This is a genomic window from Halopseudomonas formosensis (genome assembly GCF_900115905.1).
GTDB classification, from domain to species: Bacteria; Pseudomonadota; Gammaproteobacteria; order Pseudomonadales; family Pseudomonadaceae; genus Halopseudomonas; species Halopseudomonas formosensis.
Window position 1 is genome coordinate 348,393 of the sequence record NZ_FOYD01000003.1, and the last position, 23,044, is coordinate 371,436.

Here is a 23,044-nt window from a genome sequence, read left to right on the forward strand (position 1 = left end):
GCAACATGCAACAAATACTACTACAATGTGCATAACGAACAGGAGAATGTCATGCATACAGCCGAACGCTTCGCTCCCTCTGCCGAGTCGGTACTGGCCAAGGCCGTACTGCGGGCCGCTGCACAGCTGGGCCTGCGACAAGCCGAGCTTGGGGATGTGCTCGGCATTCATCGTACGGCCGTCAGTCGCCTCAAGCAGAGCCAGGCGCTGGCCCCGACCAGCAAGCAGGGCGAGCTGGCCTTGCTGCTGATTCGCCTTGCCCGGGCGCTGCATGCCTTGACTGGCGGAGATGAGGAGTGGATAAGGCATTTCATGCGCACGCCCAACCGGATTACCGGCGGCATCCCCGCCGAGCAGATCACTCGTATTCAGGGGCTGATGACCGTACTGCAGTTCGTTGACGCAATGCGGGGCAAGACCTGATGCTGTGGCAGCAGCTACAGGGAGCCAGCCACATCAAACCCATTCAGGGAACCTTGTTCAGGCTGGTGGAGAGCCAGGCCAAGGTGGCTACCCTGGATTACGTGGATACGCTGGAGGAACAGGCTCTGCTCGAGGAGCTGCTGGAGACCGCCAAACCGGCCTACCGGGACGAGCTGCACCAGCTGCATTACCTGCTGCGCAGCCCGTTTCGCTATCCGCCCCTGCCCTGGGGCTCGCGCTTCGGCCGCACCCATGAACCCAGCCTGTTCTATGGTGGCGGCTCCATTCATACCACCCTGGCCGAGTCGGCCTATTACCGCTTCCTGTTCTGGCATTCCATGGAGAGCCCGCCCGTCAGAGACCGCATCCATACGGAACACACCCTGTTCTCGGCCCGCTATCGTACCTCCCAAGGAGTACAGCTGCACAAGGCGCCGTTCTCGGCCAACCGGCATGAGCTGACCCACCCCAGCGACTACTCCGTATGCCAGCAGCTGGGTACCGCCATGCGTGAAGCCGGGGTGGAGGCATTCCAGTATCAATCGGCGCGCGATGGCAAGGGCGGCTTCTGCGTGGCGCTCTTCACGCCAACCTGTTTTCAGGGGCGCCAGCCGGGCGACATCAGCCTCTGGCAGTGCGAGCTGGATGCCACATCGGCTACCTTTCGCCAGACCGCCAGCAATACCCTGACCCGCTTCGATCTGGCGGACTTCCTGCACGGCGGCCAGCTGCCCCTGCCCGCCTGATCAACCGGGGAGATTGGCCTCCAGCCAGAGACGCAGGGCCGAGCCTTCCGGCCAGTTGCGGATGAAGCGGGCACGGTCCTTCTGCCAGGCGCGCTGCCAAGCTGCCGGTTCGTTGTGGGTCTGCATGGCGTCAAGATCGATCAGCACCGCCTGCTCCTGATGCCAGAGCAGATTGGTCGCCTTGAAGTCACCATGGCTGATCCTTGCCGCATGCAACTGGTGGAATGGCCTGAGCAGTTGCTGCGCCTCCCTGCCCTGCGGCACCCGCTCACCCTGTTCACCCAGATGCTGCAACAGATTCTCACCGGGACAGTACTCACTGATCAGCCAGGCCTGAGAGCGCAGGGGGCCGAAACGACGTTCGATCATGGCCAGTGGCTGGGGAGTGGCAATGCCGAGGAAGTCCAGACGCCAGGCTGCCAGCCAGGAATGCCAGGCACGACTGGGGCGCCAGAAGCGTTTCAGCCAATGACCGGGACCCTTTATGTTGTAGCGTTTGACCACCAGTTCGCGACCGCCGAGAGTGACACGGGTAACAGTACTGCTGCCGCCGTCCTTGAGCAGTGGCTGGCCGGCAAAGGCGCTGTCGGGGTCAGCCAGCAGCGGCGCCAGCAGCGCCTGCTCGCTGCGCAGCACGCTGATGAAACGATCGAAGCGCCGACTCACGGCAAACTGGGTGCAGTCGCGCAGGGTCTTGTCGAGGAACTGTTGCAGGCGCGCCTGGCGCCGGCGGGCAGTCGCGGCAACGACGGCCGTCGCGTCCAGCCCACCGTCGCACGAGACCATGTAGGCGCCCATCAGCTCGCGCATCCGCTGATCCCATTCCGGCGGCAGCTGGGCAAAGAACAGCCCGAGATTGTCCAGCCGTGCCGCGTCAGAAAGCGGCCGACCGGGATCGGACACCTCGATGGCATCGCCATCAATGACGTACAGCTCGTCGTCCTGCTGCAGAAAGTTGCCCAGATGCAGGTCAGTCTGCTGCAACCCCTGCTGGTGCATGCGGCCGATAAGAGTGAGGGCATGGTGCAATATGGCCTCGGCAGCGGCGCTGCCCGGCTGCTGATCGGCCAGCTCGTCCCACAGCTGCTGCAGGCTGCGCGCATCCGTCAGATACTCGGTCAGCAGATAGCGACCACCGCCTTCCAGCTCGCCGCAGGCCAACAAGGAAGGCGTACTCAGGGCTGCCCGCTGCAACGCCTGGATGCCGACACTTTCGCGCTGCCAGTGCCGCTGCGCCCCGGTGGCAATGAACAGCTTGGCCAACACCGGCTGTCCGTTCAGCTCGCCATGGCCGACCAGCCGCTTGCCCGGCAGCACCCGCAACCAGCGCCGGATACGCAGCTCCCCTTCTGCCAGGGGCAGGGTCATGGGCTCGGGGGGCGTGCGGCCGTATTCGCGCAGCCGTGCGGTCAGATGACTCATCAGCGCCCCTTGTTCTTTCGCGCCGAGCGCTTCAGCACCCGCGCTACCCAGCGGCGCACCTCTGCATCGACGCGTTCCTTGCCCAGATAACTCAGCAGAAAACGCAGGCGCTGGGTGCGGCTGGGCTCCTTGCTGCGCCGGTTGAGGGCATCCAGATCGCGCTGGAAACCGCCCCGTGAGAAGTGCTGAAGCCGCAACTTTTCCAGATCGATGAAGCGCGCCCCCATACCATCGGGCAGAGGCTTGAGAAACACGTGCTTGGGATAAAGACTGAAGTGCACCGCCCTGCTGGCATGCAGGCGGGCGACCAGCGCAGCACTGGCGCGGATCATGTTCTGCCGCAGCCGATAGTCCAGCTCATCCCAGCGCTGGTACCAGTAATCCAGCGGCGCGTAACCCTCGAGATCGCGCGTCAGCAGAATCGCCTGCAGCTCGCCGTTCTGCCGCCGCTCGCCGAAGAAGGCGACGTCCAGCGCCGGGATGCACAGCCGCGCGCAGGTTTCGATATTCTGGAACTCGCGCGCCACGGTGGACTGGCCCAGTGGATGGCGCAGGGTGCGGATCAGGTAGTTGCTCTGACGCTTGAGATAGAACACCTGCTCCTGACCCTGCTCGTCGGCCAGCCGCAGCCGACTGACGCTGCTGATGCCGCCCCGGGCGCGGTTGGGCTCATCCACCAGCTCGGCGTCAAGATCCCACAGGGCAGCAAAACTGGTCAGCCCATGGCGCCGCAGGATGGCTTCGGCGTTGACCGCAATGAAAGGCGCGGAACTCATTCACGACCCTCGAAGTACTCGACAATACGGCGCAGCCTGCGCCTGTCCTCCGGTTGCAGGCGTGCCTGGCCGGTGTAATACAGATAGAAGCGCAAACGCTGGGTGCGACTCAGCTGATACTTGGCAACCTTGTCCAGGCACGCCAGATCCTTGATGATCCGCCGCTGGAGAAAAGGTCCCCACCAGAAGGTGCCGCCCGGGCAGTCGATCAGATGGATGTCGGCCCCCGGCCCCTGCTCCACCAGCACATTGCGCCACTTCAGGTCGTTATGGGCAAACCCGTGACTGTGCATCAGTCGGGTGGCCCGGGCCAGCTGGCGGGACACCCGGTCCACCCAGCGCGGATCCTTGAGACGCGGGTCGCCGGCTGCGGCCAGCTCGGCCAGGTCAGCGGTATCCTGCAGCTCCTCGGTAATCAATGCACCGCGATGGAAGAGCCCACCCCTGCGCTCCAGCCCGAAGGCCACCACGGTGGCCGCCGGGATACCCCAGGACCGGAACAGCATCAGATTGCGCCATTCGGACAATACCCGCGGGCGGCCGATGAAGCGGCGCAGATGCTTGCCGCTGCCGTGATAACGCTTGAGATAGTAGCGGCGGTCCCCCACCTGCACGCGGATCACTTCGCTGAGCGGGTCGCGGGTGATGAATTCAGCCTGCAGGGCAAAGACCGAATCCAGCGAGGCAAAGGCCTCTCCGGTGGGTCCCACCGCGTATTCGGGGTTGAGAGTCCAGTCCGTCATGCGCCAGTGGCATCCTTGGCATATTTGCGCTCGAACCGTTCCTGCAGACGCGCTGCCTTGCGCTCGAGCATGGTCAGGAGTGCAGCTTCCTCAGCCAGAATCCGGCGCAGCGGGCGCTGGAAATAGTGCTTCAGAAAGCGCAACCGATCCCGTCGGGTCAGGCCGATATCCAGCGCCGAGAAGTACAGACCGGCCAGATCCTTGTCGCGCCAGCGACGTGGCACGCTCGGACGCACCTGAGCCCGGTGCAGGTCGATCAGCGACAATCTCAGATTGTCCGCTGTGGGCGGCGTGTCGGTGTGCAGCAGGAAGTGACATATATAGCAGTCCCGGTGATTGACGCCGGCCCGGTGCATGCGCCCGGTCATCTCCGCGACCCGGCGAATCAACGCGTGCTTGAGCGCAGCCGGTGGCGGCAATGCGCGCCAGTCCCGGGTGAAGTCCTCCAGGCTGATGGTTGGCGCCAGTTCCTCGGTGATGATGAAGGAATGCCGAGCGGCCGGATTCGCGCCGCGCTCGCCGAAGGCCACCGCCGTCATGGTCGGCACCCCGGCCGCGGCCAGTGCGGCAATCGCATCCCACTCCTGATCTGCGCCCAGCACCGGCTTCTTCAGGGTCACCCAGTTCTTGAGGATCTCACCCCAGCCAACGCCCCGATGGATCTTGACGAAGTAGCCCCGCCCCTCCACCTCGGTTCGCAGGGTGCGGCGGGCTTCCAGTTCGCGGAACACCTCGCCCTGCAGCTGCTCGACCTCGGCAAAGGCATCACGCCCGGCCCAGAGTCGCTTGAACGGCTCATGCAATACCAGTCTCAACCCAGGTCTCCCAGAATCACGTCAGCGGCCCGCTCCGGCATGCTGTAAAGATCGGCATGCTCGGCATAGTCCAGCGCGTTTTCCTGCCATTCCCTGCGAGTTTCCGGATCATCGAGTATGCGCGCCAGCCACTCATTGAGGGTCTTCTGCTCGAAGGGCTCCGGCACCACCAGGCCGCAGTCGGCCTCCTCGATATAGTGCGCATAACCGCAGGCCGCCGTGGTCAGCACCGGCAGCCCGGCCACCAGTGCCTCCAGCAACACCGTCCCGGTGTTCTCGTTGTAGGCAGGGTGAATCAGCAGATCCGCCCCCAGCAGAAAGCGCGGCACGTCACTGCGACCCTTGAGGATCTGTACCTGATCGGCAATGCCCAGGGCGCGGCTCTGGCGCAGGAAAGGTGCAGGATCATCAGCGCCCATGACGATCAACCGGGTGCGTTGGCGCAGCGCCTGCGGCAGAGCCGCGAGCGCCTCCAGGGTGCGATCCAGCCCCTTGGTCTTGAAACCGGAGCCGATCTGCACCAGCAGCAGATCGTCCTCCTTCAGGCCGAACTCGGCGCGCAGACCGGCACGGATCTCGCCCGCATTGGCCGGCGCCCGCCGGTCCAGGGAAATACCCGGCGGCAGCATATGGAAACGTTCCAGCGGGGTACGGTAATGCTTCATGAACAGCGGCAGCTGCAGTTCGGAGATCATCAGTATCTCGGTGCGACCCTCTGGCGCGAATACCGCCCGCTCGTAGGCAGAGAAATGGCGGTAGCGCGGACCGAACTGGTAGAACCAGCTGCGCTGGTTCTGGGCCTTGTCCTCATAACAGCCGTCAGCGGCGTAGTAGATATCCAACCCCGGCATCTTGTTGAAACCGACCACCCGATCCACCGGATCACGCTTCAGATCGGCCTGCACCCGGGCGACGAACTTCTCGTTACGCCCTTGGCTGGTCAGGGCGCCGGCCTTGACAATGCGGATATCGAAACCGGTCGGGCGCTCGCCCTCCCAGCCCATGGTGTAGACCCGGATGCCATGACCGCGCTGCTGGCAGACCTGGGCGATGCGCAGGAAATCCCGCTGCAGGCCGCCAAAAGGGAAGTATTTATACAGTACGAACGCCAGTTGCATCGGGGCTCTCTTGGGCAGGGCTCTGAGTCAAAGCGCTAAAGTTTACCATAGCTGACAATATCGCAGAGGATGCGCCGGAACGGGGCGGAGCAATCCGCGCCGGTCAGGCCTGGCTTCACGCGCTGGCCGCTATCTCGGGGTTGGCCGGGGAGACAGCAGCGCCTGCAACTCCTGCATCACCCGCTCAGGCTGCAACCGGGTAAAGCACAGCGGCAGCTCCTGGCGCAGGTCGAATTGCCGGGCATCTTCACGGGTTGGTTCGTACTTGCACTTCCTGCTCATGCAAGGTGCGCAGGGAAAGTCGCTGGCCAGATGCACCTGGCTGCGACCATAGGCGCCACTCCAGCCGGGATTGGTCGGCCCGTAAAGCGACAGAGTCGGCACATCCAGCGCGGCGGCCAGGTGGCCCAGCCCGGTGTCCACCGCCACGCAGGCGCGGGCGCCGGCGAGCAGGGTTGCCACCCCCGCCAGCGGCAGCTTGGGCAGCACCTGAACACCTTCGAGCCCCTGGGCGATCCGCTCCGCCCTGGCCTTCTCGGCGTCGTTGCCCCAGGGCAGCTTGACCTGAAACCCCCGGGCCGAAGCCAACTCGGCCAGCTGCCGCCAGTAGAGTTCCGGCCAGTGCTTGGTCACCCAGGTGGTACCGTGGAGGAACACCAGATAATCCGCCCCGCTCTGCTCACCGGCAATCCAGGCCCGATCCAGACCGTAATCGCCCACCCGCGCCGGCAGCCGGTAACCCAGAGCCTGGGCAAAGAGCTGGCGTACCCGCTCCACCGCATGTTGATCACGCGGCACGGCGATACGCTTGTCGTAGAAACGGCTGGCCAGGGGTTCCCGGGCGGAGCGCCGGTCCAGACCGGCTACCGGGACTTTCAGCCCCAGGGTGAGAATGGCACTCTTGAACAGCCCCTGGGCATCGATGATCAGATCATATTGGTGTTTGTGCAGACGCTCGCGGAAACGCTGCCACTCGCCGCTGCGCAGGGTCTTCAGGGGGCTCTTGCGCCAGCGCCGGATGGCCACCGGGATGACCTCCGCCACCGCCGGATGCCAAACCGGGATTTCCGCAAAGCCTTCCTCCACCACCCAGTCGAAGCGGATCCCCGGTATGGCTTCCAGGGCATCGGTCAGCGCCGGCAGGGTATGGATGACATCACCCAGTGAAGAGGTCTTGATCAGCAGGACGCGCATGGTCAGTCCGGAAAGGGATCGGCCAGGGGCTCACCCACCAGACGATCCAGAGCATCTATCACCCGCTGCGGCTCGAGCTCGCGCAGGCAGTTGTAATGACCGAACCGACAGGTGCGATCAAAGCAGGGGCTGCAATCCAGTCCCAGGCGTACGATCTCCACCTGCTCGGCCAGCGGTGGGGTGAACTCGGGGGAAGTGGACCCATAGACGGCCACCAGCGGGCGGTTGAGCGCCGCCGCCACGTGCATCAGGCCCGAATCATTGCTGACCACGGCCGTAGCACAGGACAGCAGGTCGATAGCCTCGGCCAGACTGGTCTCCCCTGCCAGATTCACCACTTCCTCGCGCAGCCCGGGACGCAGGCGGTCGCGGATCTGCTCTCCGCCCGGATGATCGTTCTTCGAGCCGAACAGCCAGACCTGCCAGCCCTGCCGCACCTTCTGGTCGGCGACGGCGGCATAGTGCTCGGCCGGCCAGCGCTTGGCCTCACCGAACTCGGCGCCCGGACACATTGCCAGCACCGGCCTGTCCAGCTCCAGCTCGAACCGGGCCAGCGCCGCGTCCCGGCTGGCCGGATCGATCTGCAGCGTGGGCCGGGGATAGGGGCGGGTCAGTTGATGGTCCGGCTCATAGGCCAGCGCCATGAAACGCTCGATCATCAGCGGATACTGCTGCTTGTCGAGCAGTCGCAGGTCGTTGAGCAGGCCATAGCGCATCTCACCGCGCCAGCCGGTACGCCTGGGTATGCCGGCAAAGAAGGGTACCAGTGCAGACTTCAGGGAGTTGGGCAGCAGTATGGCCTGGTCGTACTGACCGGCCAGCTGTTTGCCGATGCGTCGGCGGGTGGCGATATCCAGCACGCCGTGCCCCAGGGGGAAGCTCAGCGCCTGGTTCACCTCGGGCATACGCTCGAGGATAGGCCGGCTCCACTCGGGAGCCAGCACATCAATCAGGCAATCCGCGCCGTGACGCAGCTTGAGGCAGGCAAACAGCGTCTGCGCCATGACCATGTCGCCGACCCAGCTGGGGCCGATAACCAACACTTTCATCCAATGTCACCTCTAGGGCCTTGGCAGCAGGCCGTCCGGCCGGCTGACACCTCATCGCACCGAGGCGGTCGCGTCCCGGCGGCGCTCCTACAGACGCCCGCCTGATTGTGGGAGCCCCCGCCCCGGGGGCGAATGCGGGCTCGTCGGCTGAAACCCTTTCGCACCGAGGCGGTGCTCCTACAAAGGCAGACTGATCCTGCCCCCCGACTGTAGGAGCCCCCGCCTCGGGGGCGAATGTGGGCTTGCCGGCTGAAACCCTTTCGCACCGGGGCGGTGCTCCTACAAAGGCAGACTGATCCTGCCCCGACTGTAGGAGCCCCCGCCCCGGGGGCGAATGTGGGCTTGCCGGCTGAAACCCTCTCGCACCGAGGCGGTCCGGCGTCCCGGCGGCGCTCCTACCGGACCGAGGTCAGCCACTCAGCGTGGGCGGCATTCTTGCCATTGACCAGATCGAAATAGGCCTTCTGCAGTTTCTCGGTAACCGGGCCGCGGCGGCCGATACCTATCTGACGGCAGTCCACTTCGCGAATCGGGGTAACCTCGGCGGCGGTGCCGGTGAAGAAGGCCTCGTCGGCGATGTACACCTCATCACGGGTGATGCGCTTCTCGACCACCGGAATACCCAGCTCCCCGGCCAGGGTGAGGATGGTGGCACGGGTGATGCCGTTCAGGCAGGCGGTCACCTCCGGGGTGTAGATCACGCCGTTCTTGACGATGAAGACGTTCTCACCGGAGCCTTCGGCCACATAGCCTTCCGGATCCAGCAGCAGGGCCTCGTCGGCGCCGGCGGAAACCGCTTCCTGCAGGGCCAGCATGGAGTTCATGTAGGCGCCGCTGGACTTGGCCCGGGTCATGGTGATGTTGACGTGGTGACGGGTGAAGGAACTGGTACGGATGCGGATGCCCTGCTCCAGTGCTTCCTCGCCCATGTAGGCGCCCCAGTACCAGGCAGCAACCACGACGTGTACCTTGAGATTGTCGGCGCGGATACCCATGCCTTCCGAGCCGTAGAAGGCCAGCGGGCGGATATAGGCGGTTTCCAGGTTGTTCTCGCGTACCGCAGCGCGGCAGGCTTCGTTGATCTCTTCCTTGGTGTAGGGGATCTTCATGCCCATGATGTGGGCGGAATCGAACAGACGGTCGGTGTGGGCCTGCAGGCGGAAAATCGCCGTGCCCTGATCGGTGTTGTAGGCACGCACGCCTTCGAACACACCCATGCCGTAGTGCAGCGAGTGGGTCAGCACATGGACGTTGGCCTCACGCCACGGAACCATTTTTCCATCAAACCAGATAACACCGTCACGATCAGCCATCGACATAACAACCAGCTCCATTCTTCATCTATCTATTCATCTGCTTCAGGCACTGTGCCTGTCCGTTGGGTTCTGGCCCCGGTCATGCCCGCCGAATCTCTGGGTAATCATGCATCCGCTGCGTCGGGCAGCAGTTGCTGCCAGAGCCGAATGATATGGTGTCGGTAGTCATGAAACTGGTCGCCTGGTACTGTCCCTGGCTGCTTTTGCAATGCCAGGCGATGGGCCGCTGCCCGGTAGGCCTTGTAAGCCTCCTGCAGGTGCTGAACGTCCTCACCGGGGATCAATCCGGCGTCACGCAGCCCGTCCGATATTCTGATGTTGTCCGTAAAGCGCAGTAACTCTGGGTACCGGCACGACCAGGCCAGAACGGCATATTGCACCATAAATTCGATATCGACGATACCTCCCGCGTCCTGCTTCAGATCAAAAGCCGCTTCGGCAGTGAAGGCAGTCGGGTCCAACCCGCCATGTGTGGCCTGGGTTGCCAGGTTATCGCGCATCTTCTTGCGCATGTCCCGTACCGCGGTGCGCAGCTCTTCCTCGTCGCGCTGACGTCCCAGCACCTCGGCCCGCAGGCGGTTGAACCGCTCGCCCAGCTGCACGCAGCCGGCCAGCGGCCGGGCACGCACCAGGGCCTGGTGCTCCCAGGTCCAGGCCACCTCGCGCTGGTAGCGGGCAAAGGCCTCCAGCGAGGTAACCAGCAGACCCGCATCCCCGGACGGGCGCAGACGCATATCCACGTCATAGAGCACCCCGGCGGTGGTATGGGTGTTGAGTATGTGGATGATGCGCTGCCCCAGACGTGTGTAAAAGCGCCCGCCATCCAGGGGTCTGGGGCCGTCGGTCTCGGCCTCGGTATCGCCATCGTGGATGAACACCAGATCCAGATCCGAACCGTGCCCCAGCTCGATGCCGCCGACCTTGCCATAGCCGACGATGATGAAGTCCAGCTCACAGGGCGTGCCATCGTGGCGTTTGGGCACGCCATGGCGGCGGACCATGTCTTGCCAGGCCAGCTGCAGTACCTGCTGCAAGATGGCCTCGGCAATCCAGGTCAGATAATCGCTGACCTTCATCAGCGGCAGGCTGCCGGCAATCTCCGAGGCGGCCACGCGCAGTGAGTGGGCCCGCTTGAAATAGCGCAGGGCCTCCATCTGCTGTTCCAGATCATCCTCGGGAATACGCAGCAGCTGCTGACGCAGCTCGTCGATCAGCTCGGCGGTTTCCGGCGGGCGATACAGGCGGCCGGCGTTGAGCAGTTCGTCCAGCACCACGGGATAGCGGGCAATTTCCTCGGCGATCAGCGGACTGGCGGAACAGAGCACCAGCAGCTCGCGCAGGGCACCGGGGTTCTCGGTCAGCAGTACCAGGTAGGCGGAACGGCGCGCCACGGCTTCCACCAGCGGAATGACTCGCTCCAGTGCCAGATCCGGATCGTCCTGTTCGCAGGCCATCGCCAGCAGCCGGGGCAGGAAGACATCAAGCCGCTCGCGACTCATGCGCTGCATTGCCCGCACCCGCGGCGAGCGCAGCAGATGCTGCAGCAGCTCCCAGGCCCGGGCTCCGTCCTTGAAGCCGCCTTCGACCAGCTGCTCGCAGGCCTGCTCCGGCTCGGGGAAGCCGGTAAACAGGGTCAGCCACTGGGTATAGGGCGCCTGCTCACGCTCCTCCTCTTCGTCCGGATCGGCAATCACCCCGGCGAAGTGCCGCGCTACCCGACTGCGCTGCAGCTCCAGCTGGCGACGGAATTCCGCCCAGCTGTCGAACCCCATGATCATCGCCACCCTGGCCTGGGTCAGGCTGTCGGTCGGCAGCATCTGGGTCTGGCGGTCATCGATGGCCTGCAGCGCATGCTCGGTGTCACGCAGGAACAGATAGGCGCCCTTGAGTTCGTCCACCGTCTCGTCGGGCAGATAGACATTGGCCGCCAGCATGTCCAGCACCGCCAGGATCGGCCGCTGTTGCAGACTGCGGTCACGCCCGCCATGGATCAGCTGGAAGGCCTGACCGATGAATTCCACCTCGCGTATGCCGCCGGCACCCAGCTTGACGTTGTCGTGCAGCCCCTTGCGCTGCACCTCCCGCTGAATCAGCTGCTTGAGGTTGCGCAGTGCCTCGATCGCAGCGAAATCGATGTAGCGGCGGTAAACGAAGGGCCGCAGCCGCTCCATCAGCTCGGCCCCGGCGACCTGATCGCCGGCCACCACCCGCGCCTTGATCATGGCGTAGCGCTCCCAGTCACGACCCTGGCTCTGGTAGTACTGCTCCAGGGCATTGAAGCTGAACACCAGGGCGCCACTGTCGCCGTAGGGACGCAGGCGCATGTCGACCCGGAACACGAAGCCATCCACGGTGACCTCGTCCAGCAGCCTGATCAGCTTTTGCCCGACCCGGGTGAAGAACTCCTGATTCGACAGACTGCGCCGCCCACCCTGCGTCTCGCCCTGGGACGGAAAAGCGAAGATCAGATCGATATCCGAGGACAGGTTCAGCTCCTGCGCACCCAGCTTGCCCATGCCCAGCACCACCAGGTGCTGCTGCTCACCCTCCTCGCTGCAGGGTGTGCCGAACTCGGACTCCAGCTGCGCATATACCCAGCGGTAGGCCTGCTCCAGACAGGCGTCTGCCATGTCCGACAGATCCCGGGTGGTATCCATTGTGGAGGCCTGACGGGTGATATCGCGCCAGATGATGCGCACCTGATGCTGCTGGCGGAAGCGCCTCAGCGCCTGGGCGAACTGCTCCTCGGTCAGAGCGGCGTCCAGTTGCTGGCTGAGCAGCTGCGCCATTTCACCCGGTGCCAGGGAGCGACTCAGCCGCTGGTCTTCCACCAGCCGCCAGGCCATGACCGGATCGCGCCGCAACTGCTCGGCAACGAAATCGCTGCCCGCCAGAACCAGCTGAAGTTCGGCCATGAAGCTGTCGCCGAGCTGCTGCAGGTCCGGCTCCAGCCCCGCCTGATGAACGGCCCCCAGCCACTGCCCAAGATGGTGATCAACCACCGCGCTCAGGGTGTCGGGCAAAGTGACGGGCAATGAAAATGGCATGGTCTATCCTGAATACACATCGAAAGATGCAGATTGCCACGGGCGGAACGGGCGGAAAAGGGCGAAGCCGAAATTCGAACACCCCTGTGTAGTTTAACTACAGAACAGATGATGACCGGATAGTCTTTTTCTCAAAAATGTAGTAAAACTACACACACCCTCGACTGCCGCACCCCAGAGTCAATACTCCATGCTCGGGCGATGTGACAGTTTTCATCTGGGACTCACAAGGTCTGGAGAAAAATATGAAGCATGACGATATCGATCCACTCGAAACCCAAGAATGGCTCGATGCCCTGGAGTCCGTCCTCGAGAACGAAGGTGAGGAACGGGCCGGATACCTGATCCAGCGGATGGGCGAACTGGCCAGCCGCAGCGGCACCCAGCTGCCCTATGCCATCACCACCCCGTACCGCAATACCATCCCCGTAACCCACGAAGCGCAGATGCCCGGCGACCTGTTCATGGAGCGCCGTATTCGCTCCATGGTGCGCTGGAACGCGCTGGCGATGGTCATGCGCGCCAATCTGCAGGACCCGGATCTGGGCGGCCACATTTCCACCTTCGCTTCCAGCGCCACGCTGTACGATATCGGCTTCAACTACTTCTTCAAGGCGCCTACCGAAGAGCACGGTGGCGACCTGGTATTCTTCCAGGGCCATGCTGCCCCCGGCATCTATGCCCGCGCCTTCCTCGAAGGTCGCATCAGCGAAGAGCAGATGGCCAACTTCCGTCAGGAAGTGGACGGCAACGGCCTGTCCTCCTATCCCCATCCCTGGCTGATGCCCGAGTTCTGGCAATTCCCCACCGTGTCCATGGGGCTGGGTCCGATTCAGGCCATCTACCAGGCACGTTTCATGAAGTACCTGGAAAGCCGTGGCTTCATCGAGCCGGGCAAGCAGAAGGTCTGGTGCTTCCTGGGCGACGGCGAGTGTGACGAGCCGGAATCCCTGGGCGCCATCTCCCTGGCCGGCCGCGAGAAGCTGGACAACCTGATCTTCGTCATCAACTGCAACCTGCAGCGCCTCGACGGTCCGGTGCGCGGTAACGGCAAGATCATCCAGGAGCTGGAAGGCAACTTCCGCGGCGCCGACTGGAACGTCATCAAGGTCATCTGGGGCCGCCTGTGGGATCCGCTGCTGGCCCGCGACCACGACGGTCTGCTGCAGGCCCGCATGGAAGAAGCGGTCGACGGCGACTACCAGAACTACAAGGCCAACGACGGAGCCTATGTCCGCGAACACTTCTTCGGTGCCCGCCCGGAGCTGAAGAAGATGGTCGAGAACATGTCCGATGAGGAAATCTGGAAACTCAACCGCGGCGGTCACGACCCCTACAAGGTGTATGCCGCCTATCACGCTGCGACCAACCACAAGGGTCAGCCCAGCGTGATCCTGGCCAAGACCATCAAGGGCTACGGCACCGGCGCCAGCCAGGGTCAGAACATCGCCCACAACACCAAGAAGGTGGATACCGAGAGCCTGCGCAAATTCCGCGACAGCTTCGGCATTCCGATCCGCGACGAGGATCTGGAGAACCTGCCCTTCTACCGTCCCGAGGAAGGCAGCGCCGAATACAAGTATCTGCACTCGCGCCGCCAGGCCCTGGGCGGCTACATGCCCCAGCGCCGCGTCAGCAGCAAATCGATTCCGGTACCGCCGCTGGAAACCCTCAAGGCCATGCTCGACGGCACCGGCGAGCGTGAGATTTCCACCACCATGGCCTTCGTGCGCATTCTCGCGCAACTGCTCAAGGACAAGGAAATCGGCCAGCGCATCGTGCCCATAGTGCCGGACGAGGCGCGCACCTTCGGCATGGAAGGCATGTTCCGCCAGCTCGGCATCTACTCCTCGGTCGGCCAGCTGTACACCCCGGTCGACAAGGACCAGGTGATGTTCTATCGCGAGGACAAGAAGGGCCAGATCCTCAACGAGGGCATCAACGAAGCCGGCGCCATGTCCAGCTGGATCGCTGCGGCCACCGCCTACAGCACCTACAACCAGCCCATGCTGCCGTTCTACATCTTCTACTCGATGTTCGGCTTCCAGCGCATCGGCGATCTGGCCTGGGCCGCCGGCGACAGCCGCGCCAAGGGCTTCCTGATCGGCGGCACCGCCGGGCGCACCACGCTCAACGGCGAGGGCCTGCAGCACGAGGACGGACACAGCCACATCCTGGCCTCCACCATTCCCAACTGCCGCACCTATGACCCCACCTATGCCTACGAGCTGGCGGTGATCATCCGCGAAGGCGCGCGGCGCATGATGGAAGAGCAGGAGAACATCTTCTACTACATCACCGTGATGAACGAAGCCTACGCCCAGCCGGCCATGCCCGAAGGCGTCGAGGAAGGCATCATCCGCGGCATGTACCTGCTGGAGGAAGCCACCGAGAAAGGCAAGCATCACGTACAGCTGATGGGCAGTGGCACCATCCTGCGCGAAGTCCGCGAGGCGGCAACCATTCTGCAGAACAACTACGGCATCAGCTCGGACATCTGGAGCGTGACCAGCTTCAACGAACTGCGCCGCGATGGCCTGGCCGTGGAGCGCTGGAACCGCCTGCATCCGACCGAGCCCAAGCGTCTGAGCTATGTCGAGCAGAACCTGGCCGGCCGTACCGGGCCGGTGATTGCCTCCACCGACTACATGAAGCTCTTCGCCGACCAGATCCGTCAGTGGGTACCGGGTAACTTCAAGGCGCTGGGCACCGACGGCTTCGGCCGCAGCGACACCCGACGCAAGCTGCGCGACTTCTTTGAAGTCGACCGCCGCTGGATCGTCTACACCGCGCTGGTTGCGCTGGTCGAGAACGGTGACCTGCAGCCCGAGGTATTGGTTGAAGCCCAGACCACCTTCGGCCTGAACCCGAACAAACCCAACCCGCTGGACTGCTGAGGAGAGCTACCATGAGTGAATTGATCAAGGTACCCGACATCGGCGGTGAAGGCGAAGTCATCGAGATCCTGGTGCAGGTCGGTGACCGCATCGAGGTGGAGCAGAGTCTGGTCACGCTGGAATCGGACAAGGCCAGCATGGAGGTGCCCAGCCCCAAGGCAGGCACCATCACCGCCATCAAGGTCAATATCGGTGACACCCTGAAAGAGGGTGACGATCTGATCGAGCTGGAGGTCGAAGGCGCCGACGCCGCTGCCGAGCAGCCGGCCGAGCCCGCCGAGGCCGAAGAACCGGCCGAGGAAAAGCCCCAGGCGGCCCCCGCCGCAGCCGAAAAGCCGGCGGCGAAGAAGGCCGAGAGCAGCGTGCAGAGCTTCAACATCCCGGATATCGGCGATGGCAGCGCACGGGTAATCGAGCTGCTGGTTCAGGTGGGTGACAAGGTCGAGGCCGACCAGAGCCTGCTGACCCTGGAGTCGGACAAGGCCAGCATGGAGATCCCCTCCCCCGCTGCCGGCGTGATCGAAGCCATCGAGGTCAAGCTGGAGCAGGAAGTCCAGACCGGCGACCTGATGCTGCGCATGCGCGTGGAAGGCGAGGCCGGTGAAGAGGAATCGGCACCGGCTGCCATCGTCGAGGAAGCCGAAGACGAGGTAGCTGTCGCCCCGGCCAAGGAAGAACGGGCTCCGGCTGCAAGCCAGCCGCAGGCCACCCCTGCTCCGGTCGGCGCCCCGAGCCGTGGCGGCAAGAAGGTCCACGCCGGCCCGGCGGTACGCAAGCTGGCCCGCGAGTTCGGCATCGACCTGACCGAGGTCAGCGGCACGGGCCCCCGAGGCCGCATCCTCAAGGAAGATGTCCAGGCCCATGTGCAGGCCATCATGCGCCAGCGCAAGGAAGGCGGTGCCGCGGCTGCCGCTGGCGGCGCAGGCATCCCGCCGGTGCCGGAGGTCGACTTCACCCGCTTCGGCGAAGTGGAAGTCAAGGACATGACCCGCCTGCAGCAGATGGGCGCCACCAACCTGCACCGCAGCTGGCTCAACGTGCCCCACGTCACCCAGTTCGACCAGGCCGACATCAGCGAGCTCGAGGACTTCCGCAAGGCGCAGAAGGCCGTCGCCGAGAAAGCCGGGGTCAAGCTGACCGTGCTGCCATTCCTGCTCAAGGCCTGTGCCCATCTGCTGCGCGAGCAGCCGAACTTCAACGTCTCGCTGGCCGCCAACGGCAAGCAGCTGATCGAGAAGAAATACGTGCACATCGGCTTCGCCGTGGACACCCCGGACGGCCTGCTGGTCCCGGTCATCCGCGACGTGGACAGGAAGAGCCTGCTGGAGCTGGCAGCCGAAGCGGCCGCACTGGCAGACAAGGCGCGCAACAAGAAGCTCAGCGCCAACGACATGCAGGGCGCCTGCTTCACCATCTCCAGTCTGGGGCACATCGGCGGCACCTACTTCACGCCGATCGTCAACACACCGGAAGTGGCCATCCTCGGCGTCAGCCGGGCAACCATGCAACCGGTCTGGGATGGCAAGGCCTTCCAGCCGCGGCTGATGCTGCCGCTGTCCCTGTCCTACGACCACCGCGCCATCAACGGCGCCGCCGCCGCCCAGTTCACCCGCCGACTCGGCGAACTGCTGGGCGACATCAGGTCGATGTTGTTGTAAGAGATGTGCAGTAATCAGAAAGGCCGACAGTTGTCGGCCTTTCTGTTGTTGGCACCCCTCAGGAACGTCGAGCTTCCAGAGAACGTCGCACTCCCTGGGACCGTTGAGCCCCCCCTGGGAACGCCGAGCCCTGGGAACGTCGAGCACCAGCTCGATGATGGACGAGCCAGTGCTCGTCCCCCCCCAGGCAACCGCCGAAACACCGCACTCCCCGGCAACGCCGAGCGTCCAGCCCTCCATGAACGTCGAGTTTCCTGGGAACGTCGAGCACCAGCTCGATGGTGCGGACTACTCTTCCCTCTCAGCCGCTTACCTCAGAGCAGATCCAACTCCCTGCCCGCACTCGACCACTGCCAGTCCTCAGCCCGCTTCACCAGCCCCGCCGTTACCGGATTGGAATGAATGTAGTGCACTGCCGCAGCCAGATGACGCTCATCGCGGATATAGCGATCCCAATAACCTCGCATCCAGACGCGTCCACCCTGCAGCCCCAGACCCAGCCGTTCGTTATGCTCCACCGCCCAGCGGGCACTGTAGGACTTCCAGCTTTGCACTATGCGCGCCAGCGAGTAACGGCATTCGATCAGGACATGCACGTGGTTCGGCATGATGCACCAGGCCATCAGCCGATAACGGCGGCCATGGTGCAGGAGCAGCCCCTGGCGGAATACCCGGGCCAATTCGGGTCTTGCCAGTGCGCAGCAACCCAGGCCCTGATCCAGCCAGTACTCCACCTTGCGTCGGCGCTGAATCTCCTGCTCCGCGGCTGGCAGCATTCGCAGCTCCGCTTCAATTTGTCTGAGCTTGGTGATCGGCAAGGCGTCCGCCAGGCGGAAGGTGATGAACTGCAGCACATGCGGGGCATCGTAATGCGGCAGCTTGCGCGCCTGATACCAGCCGAGGTGTTGATTGGGGGCTGGAGTCATGGGAGGAGTCCACTCTGTAACCGCCTGCAAGATTAATTGCAGGGACGGAAAGGAGCAGTGAACGGGTTGGGGTTTCGAGTGGATGAGTAGGGGATTGTGTGAGCCGAGTCGCGGTTTGGCCTGCGGGAAGGAATAGGAACTGGGTGGCCGCGTCATCGAGCTGGTGCTCGACGTTCCCAGGATGCCAGCCACTCGGCATTACCGGGAGGTACGGTGTCAAGGGAGTGGCCCGGGAGGGACGAGCACTGGCTCGTCCGCGTCATCGAGCTGGTGCTCGACGTTCCCAGGAAACTCGACACTCTCGGAGGGCTCGACGCTCGGCATTACCGGGGAGTGCGGTGTCAAGGGAGTGACCCGGGACGGACGAGCACCAGCTCGTCCACCCCCAATACCCCTCAACCGACTCAGCTGGTAAAGCTGAACTCGTCGCCTTCGACGCCAGCCTTGATCACCGCGCCGGGTTCGAAGTCGCCGGCGAGGATGCGTTGGGCCAGCGGGTTTTCGATCCAGCGCTGGATCGCGCGCTTGAGCGGGCGGGCGCCGTAGACCGGGTCGTAGCCGACGGCGATGAGTTTTTCCACCGCTTCGCCGCTCAGCTCCAGGTTGAGGTCGCGTTCGGCCAGACGCTGACGCAGGCGGTTGAGCTGGATGTCGGCGATGCCGGCGATCTGCTCCTTGCCCAGCGGTTCGAACACCACCACTTCGTCGATCCGGTTGATGAACTCGGGACGGAAGTGCTGGCCAATGGCGTCCATGGCCGCCGCCCGCTGTGCTTCCACGTCACCGGCCAGTTCCTGGATCTGCGCCGAACCGAGGTTGGATGTCATCACCACCACGGTGTTGCGGAAGTCCACGGTACGGCCCTGGCTGTCGGTCAGGCGACCATCCTCCAGCACCTGCAGCAGCACGTTGAACACATCCGGGTGCGCCTTCTCCACCTCATCCAGCAGGATCACCGAGTAGGGCTTGCGGCGAACGGCTTCGGTCAGATAGCCCCCCTCCTCATAACCCACATAACCCGGAGGCGCCCCGATCAGCCGGGCCACGGAGTGCTTCTCCATGAACTCGGACATGTCGATGCGCACCATGGCGTCTTCGGTGTCGAACAGGAACTCCGCCAGCGCCTTGCACAGCTCGGTCTTGCCCACCCCGGTGGGGCCGAGGAACAGGAAGGAGCCACTGGGCCGGTTCGGGTCCGACAGCCCGGCACGGGAACGGCGCACCGCGTTGGATACGGCAACCACGGCCTCGTGCTGGCCGATCACCCGCTTGTGCAGTTCATCTTCCATGCGCAGCAGCTTGTCCCGCTCGCCTTCGAGCATCTTAGATACCGGGATACCGGTCCACTTGGAGACCACCTCGGCGATTTCCTCGTCGGTCACCTTGTTGCGCAGCAGCTGGTTCTCGGTCTTGCTGTGCTGCTCGGCCATCTGCTGGCTGCGCTCCAGATCGGGGATGATGCCGTACTGCAGCTCGGCCATGCGATTCAGGTCACCCTTGCGCCGTGCCTGTTCCAGCTCGGCCTTGGCCTGCTCGATCTTCTCCTGCAGCTGGGCAGTGCCCTGCACCTCGGCTTTCTCGGCCTTCCAGATCTCTTCCAGATCGGCGTATTCCTTCTCGACCCGGGCAATCTCTTCCTTCAGCTTCTCCAGACGCTTGCGGGCAGCTTCGTCCTCTTCCTTCTTCAGCGCCTCCTGCTCCACCTTGAGCTGGATCAGGCGACGGTCGAGACGGTCGAGTTCCTCGGGCTTGGAGTCGATCTCCATGCGGATGCGGCTGGCAGCCTCGTCGATCAGATCGATGGCCTTGTCCGGCAGCTGGCGGTCGGTGATGTAGCGATGCGACAGCTTGGCCGCAGCGATGATGGCGCCGTCGGTGATCGCCACCTTGTGGTGAACCTCGTAACGCTCCTTGAGGCCACGCAGAATGGCGATGGTGTCCTCCTCGCTCGGCTCATCCACCAGCACCTTCTGGAAGCGGCGCTCCAGCGCGGCGTCCTTCTCGATGTACTGACGGTATTCATCCAGGGTAGTGGCACCCACGCAGTGCAGTTCGCCACGGGCCAACGCCGGCTTGAGCATGTTACCGGCATCCATGGAGCCCTCGGCCTTGCCGGCCCCGACCATGGTGTGCAGCTCGTCGATGAACAGGATGATCTGCCCTTCCTGCTTGCTCAGCTCGTTGAGGACCGCCTTCAGGCGCTCCTCGAACTCGCCGCGGAACTTGGCCCCGGCGATCAGCGCGCCCATGTCCAGCGACAGCAGACGTTTACCCTTGAGGCCGTCCGGCACTTCGCCGTTGACGATACGCTGGGCCAGACCTTCGACAATCGCGGTCTTGCCCACCCCGGGCTCGCCAATGAGCACGGGGTTGTTCTTGGTACGGCGCTGCAGCACCTGGACAGTACGGCGAATCTCGTCATCCCGACCGATCACCGGATCGAGCTTGCCTTCCTCGGCACGACGGGTCAGGTCAACAGTGTACTTGTCCAAGGCCTGACGGGATTCTTCGGCGTTGGCATCCGTCACGGCTTCGCCTCCTCGGAGGTTGTCGATAGCGGTTTCCAGGGCCTTGGCAGACACACCCTGCCCCAGCAGTATCTTGCCCAGGCGGGTGTTGCTGTCCATGGCAGCCAGCAGCACCAGCTCACTGGAGATGAACTGGTCGCCCCGCTTCTGCGCCAGGGCATCGGCCTTGTTCAGCAGGCGCGCCAGATCCTGGGACAGGTTGATATCCCCGGTGGGGTTGCTGATGGTCGGCAGCTGCTCCATGGCCTCGCTGAGTTGCTGGCGCAGCGCGTTGAGATCGAAGCCCACCTGCAGCAAAAGCGGTCGAATGGAGCCGTGCTGCTGCTCCATCAAGGCCAGCATCAGGTGCAGGGGGTCAATCTGGTTGTGGTCCCGTCCCACCGCCATGGACTGGGCATCGGACAGGGCCACTTGCAGAGTGCTTGTGAGACGGTCGATACGCATGAGTATCCATCCTTAACAGATTCATATGAGATGAATGATAGATAAGGATGATTATCCCGCTTTCAAGGGCAAAAACCTGACGAGCGTCAATTTTCTGTCAGATTGACGCTTCAATCCAGATCAGTGAAGCGAAACGACCGGTCTGACCGTCCCGGCGATAGGAGTAGAAGCGTACCGAGTCGCTCACGGTGCACCAGCCACCACCATGAATGGCCTCTATCCCCAGCGCCTGCAGGCGCAGTCGCGCCAGCTGATAGATATCCGCCAAATAGTGCCCCGGCCTTGCCGATGGCTTGAAGCAGTCCGCAGCGGCGATGCTGCCGAAGATCTCCTTGACTTCCGGCCCGACCTCGAAGGCGTCGGGACCGATCGCCGGCCCCAGCCAGACCAGCAGTTCCTCCGGGGGCACCTGCATGGCAGCCACGGTATTTTCCAGAATGCCGGAGGCCAGCCCCCGCCATCCGGCATGGGCTGCTGCCACCCGGGTACCGGCGCGGTCGCAGAACAGGACCGGCAGGCAATCGGCAGTCATCACCGCGCAGGCTACACCCGGCTCGGTGGTCCAGCTGGCGTCAGCCTCTTCCACCAGGCCGGGGGCAGCCTCGACCACATCGGTACTGTGAGTCTGGTCCAGCCAGGCAATGCGGCTACCGGTCAGCCGCGCCAGCTCGGCGCGGTTGGCCAGCACGTGGTTAGGATCGTCGCCCACATGGTTGCCCAGATTGAACCCCTTGAAGCGTCCCTGACTGCAGCCATCCTGGCGCGTCGTCACGCAGGTTCTTACCCATTCGGGAGCAGGCCAGTCGGCCTTCAACCAGAAATCCTTCATTCTTCCTGTTCACCATCGGCGCGCAGCAGCGCCAGCAGTTCCACCATATCCTGCGGCAACGGGGCCTCCCAGCGCATGGGCCGGTTGTCGTCAGGATGTTCCAGTTCCAGTCGCCGGGCATGCAGCGCCTGGCGCGGAAAGTTGCGCAACATCGCGATCAGTTCCGACGATGCGCCCGCCGGTATGCGCAGCCGACCACCATAGGTGCTGTCGCCCACCAGCGGATAATGAATATGGCTCATGTGGACACGGATCTGGTGCGTGCGGCCGGTCTCCAGCTTGACCCGTACATGGGTGTGGGCACGGAAACGACTGATTACCCGGTAATGGCTGACTGCCTCCTTGCCGCCGGCCACCACTGCCATCTTCTGGCGATTGGTACCATGTCGGGCAATGGGCGCATCCACCTTGCCACCAGCGGTCATGACACCGACCACCACGCATTCGTATTCCCGGGTCACGGTGCGGTTCTGCAGCTGCACGACCAGATCGGTCTGCGCCTCCAGGGTCTTGGCCACGACCATGAGCCCGGTGGTGTCCTTGTCCAGCCGGTGCACTATGCCCGCCCGCGGCACGGTGGCCAGCTCCGGGGCGTGATGCAGCAGCGCGTTGAGCAGGGTGCCATCCTGATGGCCGGCGGCGGGATGTACCACCAGACCGGCGGGCTTGTTGATCACCAGCAGCGCGTGGTCTTCATAGACGATGTCCAGCTTGATGTCCTGTGGCTGCCAGTCGCCCTGGATTTCCCGCTCGGCATCCAGCTCCAGCATCTCGCCGCCATAGACCATGTCCCGGGGACGGATCTGTTTGCCGTCCACGGTCAGGCTGCCGTCCTTGATCCAGCCCTGCAGACGGGAACGGGAGTGGCCGGGGAACAATTGGGCTGCGGCCTGGTCAAGGCGTTGACCACCACACTCGGGAGTGACCTGCGCGGACAGGCGGATTCGTTCTGACATCTGAGGCTCGCTGGCATGCGCCGAGGCGCAGAGATGACACGCAATCCCTTTTGGTTTCGGCTCGACGCTGTGGTTAAATACGGCTTCTGTGCGGGCACAAGAGGTGTCCGGCAACAGTAGCCAACTATAACAGGACGGCTGTCACGGCAACAGCACA

General features: G+C 63.8%; 17 protein-coding genes. 4 read left to right on the forward strand and 13 right to left on the reverse strand.

Features of this window, described 5'->3' with window-relative positions; genetic code table 11:
- The first annotated feature begins 51 nt into the window (after positions 1 to 51).
- The gene (locus BM046_RS07015) at positions 52 to 423 is read left to right on the forward strand and encodes an MbcA/ParS/Xre antitoxin family protein (protein WP_090538361.1); all 372 of its coding nucleotides are present in this window, start codon (positions 52 to 54) and stop codon (positions 421 to 423) included.
- A complete protein-coding gene (locus tag BM046_RS07020) occupies positions 423 to 1,169 on the forward strand; it encodes an RES family NAD+ phosphorylase (protein WP_090538362.1) in 747 nt (248 codons plus the stop codon). Before BM046_RS07015 ends, BM046_RS07020 begins: the two co-directional genes overlap by 1 nt.
- Here the strand turns inward: BM046_RS07020 and BM046_RS07025 are convergent, their stop codons facing one another.
- From BM046_RS07025 to glnE, 9 genes are all read right to left on the reverse strand, one after another.
- Positions 1,170 to 2,591, reverse strand: a complete 1,422-nt coding sequence (locus BM046_RS07025) for a lipopolysaccharide kinase InaA family protein (protein WP_218150009.1) — start codon at positions 2,589 to 2,591, stop codon at positions 1,170 to 1,172.
- On the reverse strand, positions 2,591 to 3,367 hold the full coding sequence (locus tag BM046_RS07030; protein ID WP_090538364.1) for a lipopolysaccharide kinase InaA family protein: 777 nt from the start codon (positions 3,365 to 3,367) through the stop codon (positions 2,591 to 2,593). The genes BM046_RS07025 and BM046_RS07030 overlap by 1 nt, the downstream gene beginning before the upstream one ends.
- Complete coding sequence (locus tag BM046_RS07035) at positions 3,364 to 4,110, reverse strand: lipopolysaccharide kinase InaA family protein (protein WP_090538366.1); 747 nt, start codon at positions 4,108 to 4,110, stop codon at positions 3,364 to 3,366. Before BM046_RS07035 ends, BM046_RS07030 begins: the two co-directional genes overlap by 4 nt.
- Positions 4,107 to 4,925: a lipopolysaccharide core heptose(I) kinase RfaP gene (gene rfaP, locus BM046_RS07040; protein ID WP_090538368.1), complete on the reverse strand. Its 819-nt coding sequence runs from the start codon at positions 4,923 to 4,925 to the stop codon at positions 4,107 to 4,109. Before rfaP ends, BM046_RS07035 begins: the two co-directional genes overlap by 4 nt.
- Positions 4,922 to 6,043, reverse strand: a complete 1,122-nt coding sequence (locus BM046_RS07045; RefSeq protein WP_090538370.1) for a glycosyltransferase family 4 protein — start codon at positions 6,041 to 6,043, stop codon at positions 4,922 to 4,924. The genes rfaP and BM046_RS07045 overlap by 4 nt, the downstream gene beginning before the upstream one ends.
- Before the next feature lie 129 nt (positions 6,044 to 6,172).
- Positions 6,173 to 7,237 carry a lipopolysaccharide heptosyltransferase I gene (gene waaC / locus BM046_RS07050; protein ID WP_090538372.1) on the reverse strand — a complete coding sequence of 355 codons (1,065 nt, stop codon included), beginning with the start codon at positions 7,235 to 7,237 and terminating at the stop codon, positions 6,173 to 6,175.
- Positions 7,238 to 7,239: 2 nt separating this feature from the next.
- The gene (gene waaF / locus BM046_RS07055) at positions 7,240 to 8,286 is read right to left on the reverse strand and encodes a lipopolysaccharide heptosyltransferase II (protein ID WP_090538374.1); all 1,047 of its coding nucleotides are present in this window, start codon (positions 8,284 to 8,286) and stop codon (positions 7,240 to 7,242) included.
- Positions 8,287 to 8,681: 395 nt separating this feature from the next.
- Positions 8,682 to 9,605, reverse strand: coding sequence for a branched-chain amino acid transaminase (locus BM046_RS07060; RefSeq protein WP_090538435.1), 924 nt, complete (start codon positions 9,603 to 9,605; stop codon positions 8,682 to 8,684).
- A gap of 101 nt (positions 9,606 to 9,706) precedes the next feature.
- On the reverse strand, positions 9,707 to 12,649 hold the full coding sequence (gene glnE / locus BM046_RS07065) for a bifunctional [glutamate--ammonia ligase]-adenylyl-L-tyrosine phosphorylase/[glutamate--ammonia-ligase] adenylyltransferase (RefSeq protein ID WP_090538376.1): 2,943 nt from the start codon (positions 12,647 to 12,649) through the stop codon (positions 9,707 to 9,709).
- A 245-nt stretch (positions 12,650 to 12,894) separates the two neighbouring features.
- On the opposite strand from glnE, the gene aceE reads away from it, so the two are divergent.
- Positions 12,895 to 15,546: a pyruvate dehydrogenase (acetyl-transferring), homodimeric type gene (gene aceE / locus BM046_RS07070; protein WP_090538378.1), complete on the forward strand. Its 2,652-nt coding sequence runs from the start codon at positions 12,895 to 12,897 to the stop codon at positions 15,544 to 15,546.
- Positions 15,547 to 15,557: 11 nt separating this feature from the next.
- Positions 15,558 to 17,204: a dihydrolipoyllysine-residue acetyltransferase gene (aceF, locus tag BM046_RS07075; protein WP_090538380.1), complete on the forward strand. Its 1,647-nt coding sequence runs from the start codon at positions 15,558 to 15,560 to the stop codon at positions 17,202 to 17,204.
- A 314-nt stretch (positions 17,205 to 17,518) separates the two neighbouring features.
- Here the strand turns inward: aceF and BM046_RS07080 are convergent, their stop codons facing one another.
- From BM046_RS07080 to rluD, 4 genes are all read right to left on the reverse strand, one after another.
- Positions 17,519 to 18,130, reverse strand: a complete 612-nt coding sequence (locus BM046_RS07080) for an REP-associated tyrosine transposase (protein ID WP_090538381.1) — start codon at positions 18,128 to 18,130, stop codon at positions 17,519 to 17,521.
- Between the two features lie 404 nt (positions 18,131 to 18,534).
- Positions 18,535 to 21,102, reverse strand: coding sequence for an ATP-dependent chaperone ClpB (gene clpB, locus BM046_RS07085; RefSeq protein WP_090538382.1), 2,568 nt, complete (start codon positions 21,100 to 21,102; stop codon positions 18,535 to 18,537).
- 97 nt (positions 21,103 to 21,199) lie between these two features.
- Positions 21,200 to 21,931, reverse strand: coding sequence for a peptidoglycan editing factor PgeF (pgeF, locus tag BM046_RS07090; protein WP_090538383.1), 732 nt, complete (start codon positions 21,929 to 21,931; stop codon positions 21,200 to 21,202).
- The gene (gene rluD, locus BM046_RS07095; protein ID WP_090538384.1) at positions 21,928 to 22,887 is read right to left on the reverse strand and encodes a 23S rRNA pseudouridine(1911/1915/1917) synthase RluD; all 960 of its coding nucleotides are present in this window, start codon (positions 22,885 to 22,887) and stop codon (positions 21,928 to 21,930) included. Before rluD ends, pgeF begins: the two co-directional genes overlap by 4 nt.
- Between the last annotated feature and the right edge of the window lie 157 nt (positions 22,888 to 23,044).

What these genes read in the sequence shown, in the direction of transcription:
- BM046_RS07080 (WP_090538381.1), bottom strand. Translation starts at nt 18,130, where the DNA reads ATGACTCCAGCCCCCAATCAACACCTCGGCTGGTATCAGGCGCGCAAG.
- BM046_RS07030 (WP_090538364.1), bottom strand. Translation starts at nt 3,367, where the DNA reads ATGAGTTCCGCGCCTTTCATTGCGGTCAACGCCGAAGCCATCCTGCGG.
- pgeF (WP_090538383.1), bottom strand. Translation starts at nt 21,931, where the DNA reads ATGAAGGATTTCTGGTTGAAGGCCGACTGGCCTGCTCCCGAATGGGTA.
- waaC (WP_090538372.1), bottom strand. Translation starts at nt 7,237, where the DNA reads ATGCGCGTCCTGCTGATCAAGACCTCTTCACTGGGTGATGTCATCCAT.
- clpB (WP_090538382.1), bottom strand. Translation starts at nt 21,102, where the DNA reads ATGCGTATCGACCGTCTCACAAGCACTCTGCAAGTGGCCCTGTCCGAT.
- BM046_RS07020 (WP_090538362.1), top strand. Translation starts at nt 423, where the DNA reads ATGCTGTGGCAGCAGCTACAGGGAGCCAGCCACATCAAACCCATTCAG.
- BM046_RS07015 (WP_090538361.1), top strand. Translation starts at nt 52, where the DNA reads ATGCATACAGCCGAACGCTTCGCTCCCTCTGCCGAGTCGGTACTGGCC.
- rluD (WP_090538384.1), bottom strand. Translation starts at nt 22,887, where the DNA reads ATGTCAGAACGAATCCGCCTGTCCGCGCAGGTCACTCCCGAGTGTGGT.
- waaF (WP_090538374.1), bottom strand. Translation starts at nt 8,286, where the DNA reads ATGAAAGTGTTGGTTATCGGCCCCAGCTGGGTCGGCGACATGGTCATG.
- aceE (WP_090538378.1), top strand. Translation starts at nt 12,895, where the DNA reads ATGAAGCATGACGATATCGATCCACTCGAAACCCAAGAATGGCTCGAT.
- BM046_RS07025 (WP_218150009.1), bottom strand. Translation starts at nt 2,591, where the DNA reads ATGAGTCATCTGACCGCACGGCTGCGCGAATACGGCCGCACGCCCCCC.
- glnE (WP_090538376.1), bottom strand. Translation starts at nt 12,649, where the DNA reads ATGCCATTTTCATTGCCCGTCACTTTGCCCGACACCCTGAGCGCGGTG.
- aceF (WP_090538380.1), top strand. Translation starts at nt 15,558, where the DNA reads ATGAGTGAATTGATCAAGGTACCCGACATCGGCGGTGAAGGCGAAGTC.
- BM046_RS07035 (WP_090538366.1), bottom strand. Translation starts at nt 4,110, where the DNA reads ATGACGGACTGGACTCTCAACCCCGAATACGCGGTGGGACCCACCGGA.
- BM046_RS07045 (WP_090538370.1), bottom strand. Translation starts at nt 6,043, where the DNA reads ATGCAACTGGCGTTCGTACTGTATAAATACTTCCCTTTTGGCGGCCTG.
- BM046_RS07060 (WP_090538435.1), bottom strand. Translation starts at nt 9,605, where the DNA reads ATGTCGATGGCTGATCGTGACGGTGTTATCTGGTTTGATGGAAAAATG.